This window comes from Bacillus sp. JJ1764 (assembly GCF_036962145.1).
Taxonomy (GTDB): Bacteria; Bacillota; Bacilli; order Bacillales; family Cytobacillaceae; genus Neobacillus.
Window position 1 is genome coordinate 1 of the sequence record NZ_JBALNY010000188.1, and the last position, 2707, is coordinate 2707.

Below are 2707 nucleotides of genomic sequence, written 5' to 3' on the forward strand. Positions count from 1 at the left end.
CTTTATAGGTATTGTTGATTACATAATAGGAAATCAACTTGTAAAATTATATCTGGGACAATTAGACCATGCTGACCCTAATAAAAAATATGTTTTTATCGCAATTTTATTTCTTGTTGGAGTTAATTTTGTTATTATGATTTCAACATTTTTAGCTTCAAATACTGCTAAGAAATTAGAGGCTAAAATAAATGGAGAAACACAATCTCAATGACTTTTTAAATGAAGAGCCCTTATCAAACAAGTAAGGGTTCCGTTTTGAGGTGCAAGCATAAGAAAAAATTTATAAATTCACATATGTTTTGCCCTAAATTCACAGTAAAAATCACAGAAAAAATGCTGTTGTAAAATCATCAACAGCATTTTTTTATTGGATTGGAAACTGCGATGCTCTATTTTAAAACTGTCTCGGCGGGGGTAAACGCTTCATATTGATTATATTTCGTTGATATTGATGAAATAAACCAATACTCTCTAAATGGTTCTTGATTCTTTTCCACGGTTATAATCTTATGCCCACCACCAAAATCTCCATATGATGCCCATAAATTGTATTTAACGGTATACCGCATTTTGGATTCGCTAAGCTTTTCTACTTTGGTAAAACGAAAGTTACTAACGGAAGGGCTTGACTGACCTGTCACCCAGCGAGTTTGCTCAAATCTTCTCCTTGATTGTTTTTGAAGCGATGGGGACAACATCGCATACTGAACAGCACCGCTTCGATTATTGACGCCTAATATCCACAATTCAACAGCTTGTTTCGGTTCGCCTACGTGCAAACCAGTCATAAAAGACAGTAACTGGCTTTCTGAAAGATTGAGTTGTTTTGGGGCTGCTATTGCTGGATTGTTATTAAACAGCATTAGTGAAAATAAAAGTATTATAAATCGCAATAAATTCACCTCTAAAGGTTATTTTCTTAGAGGTATTATTCTACCTGTATCTATTATTGATTCGTTATCTTGTGTCTGTTCAGATAGATACTAGGTTGGTTTTTTTCAGTTTTGCCCTTTAGGTTGAAAGAATTTCAATTTTTATACCCCAATTCGCAGGCTATTTTACACGTGTTTTCGCACATATATTCTCGCTGTTCGACAAGTATTGTCCTTCTAAAAAAACTTTGTAAGAAATCATATGGGAATTTCTGAAAAATTTTCACAGAGTGTGATTTATCCAAAAAAATAAAAGCGTGAATTAGAATGTGAAAAACCTTATTGAGATTTACCTTTTTGCACCCTGTATCGGAACCCGTTATCTAACAAGACAGGGGCTTTTTTATTATGCTTAAACATTTTTTGAAGATGTCCAAGTTAGTTCTTTAATCTGATTAATTCTGAATAGTATTTGTTATTTTGAACATTTTTACACAAGAAAAAAAACACCATTTTTATATCAGCGTCTGTCCACATTAATTTAAAAGCTCCCCCAAAAGTACCCCCAATTAAATGGGGGAGAATACAAAATAATACAAAGCAAAAAATAAATAATATAGCTTAAAATATTGATGTATCAAAGTTTAAAGCTATTTTAATACTTATGTTTATTGAGGAGCGGCATTAATTATAGTAAAATATAGCAGTCCATTACAACATAAAGGAAACTCAGCTCCAAAAAGAAAAGGGGAGTTTAACATGTCTCTAAAAGAATTGATTGGTCAAACAACTACATTAACAGTGGCCAGAATCGCTGATTTCGGCTATTTTTTAACAGATGGAAATGAAGATGTACTGCTACATAAAAATGAAGCAGATCGTGAGCTACAAGAAGGAGAGGAAGTAGAGGTCTTTCTTTACAATGATTCTGAAGGACGAACAACGGCTTCCACTCATATTCCTGAGGTAGGCGTAGGAAAATATGCGTGGGTGAAGGTAACAGATGTAAATACCAAAATCGGTGTTTTTCTTGATATCGGTTTACCTAAGGATATCCTGCTAGGGATTGATGACCTTCCGCTACATAAGTCGGTGTGGCCGAAGCCTGGGGATCTCCTGTATGTTACATTGAAAGCAGCTAAAAACTTTCTACTATATGCAAAGCCTGCGACAGATCCAGTGATTCAATCTATGACTGTTAAAGCGACAAGAAAAGATTTTAATAAGAATGTTCAAGGTCATATTTATAGGACTGCCAAAGTTGGCAGTTGGATTTATACAATTGAAGGATACAAAGGATTTATCCATGAATCGCAGCGTAACCAAGAACCGCGCCTTGGTGAAAAAGTCGAAGGGCGGGTTATTGATGTAAAGGAAGATGGTACCGTCAATGTATCATTACTGGCGAGAAAACAAGAGGCTCAGGATTTGGATGCCGAACGGGTTTATGAATATTTAATGAGCCGAAACGGTGCCATGCCATATACGGACAAAAGCCATCCAGAAGACATCCAGGAGCGATTTAACCTAAGCAAGGGTGCTTTTAAGCGTGCTATAGGAAAATTAATGAAGGACGGCAGAGTCTATCAAGAAGGTACATGGACTTACGTCAAGAAAGATTAACGTGCTTACATACAATTTTTCAAATTGACAGACACTATGGCTGAAGTCAATTTGAAAGGGGTATAGTGATGCCGCATACATCTGATAACGATAAAAAAGCTCAAGACAATAATGCACTTAGACATGAAAAAAATATGATACGCGAAAAAAATCGTCAAGCCGGGAAAAACCAATATTCTAAAAAGACAGATCATAAATAAAAAGTGGGG

At 35.3% G+C, this 2707-nt stretch carries 4 protein-coding genes; 3 read left to right on the forward strand and 1 reads right to left on the reverse strand.

The window, feature by feature from the left end; translation table 11 throughout:
• A partial coding sequence (locus V7083_RS20865; RefSeq protein ID WP_335481550.1) for a hypothetical protein occupies positions 1-214 on the forward strand: 214 nt, incomplete at its 5' end.
• Between the two features lie 178 nt (positions 215-392).
• On the opposite strand, the gene V7083_RS20870 is transcribed toward V7083_RS20865, so the two are convergent.
• Positions 393-896 (reverse strand): hypothetical protein, encoded by a 504-nt coding sequence (locus V7083_RS20870; protein ID WP_335481553.1) that lies wholly within the window; start codon positions 894-896, stop codon positions 393-395.
• Between the two features lie 738 nt (positions 897-1634).
• Between V7083_RS20870 and V7083_RS20875 the strand changes: the two genes are divergently transcribed.
• Together V7083_RS20875 and V7083_RS20880 are read left to right on the forward strand one after the other, a co-directional pair.
• Positions 1635-2498: a CvfB family protein gene (locus V7083_RS20875; protein WP_335481556.1), complete on the forward strand. Its 864-nt coding sequence runs from the start codon at positions 1635-1637 to the stop codon at positions 2496-2498.
• A gap of 68 nt (positions 2499-2566) precedes the next feature.
• The gene (locus V7083_RS20880; RefSeq protein ID WP_133371656.1) at positions 2567-2698 is read left to right on the forward strand and encodes a DUF3941 domain-containing protein; all 132 of its coding nucleotides are present in this window, start codon (positions 2567-2569) and stop codon (positions 2696-2698) included.
• The last annotated feature ends 9 nt before the right edge of the window (positions 2699-2707 follow it).

Bases quoted from the DNA above. Each gene is read 5' to 3' on its own strand.
- V7083_RS20875 (WP_335481556.1), top strand. From the start codon at position 1,635: ATGTCTCTAAAAGAATTGATTGGTCAAACAACTACATTAACAGTGGCC.
- V7083_RS20880 (WP_133371656.1), top strand. From the start codon at position 2,567: ATGCCGCATACATCTGATAACGATAAAAAAGCTCAAGACAATAATGCA.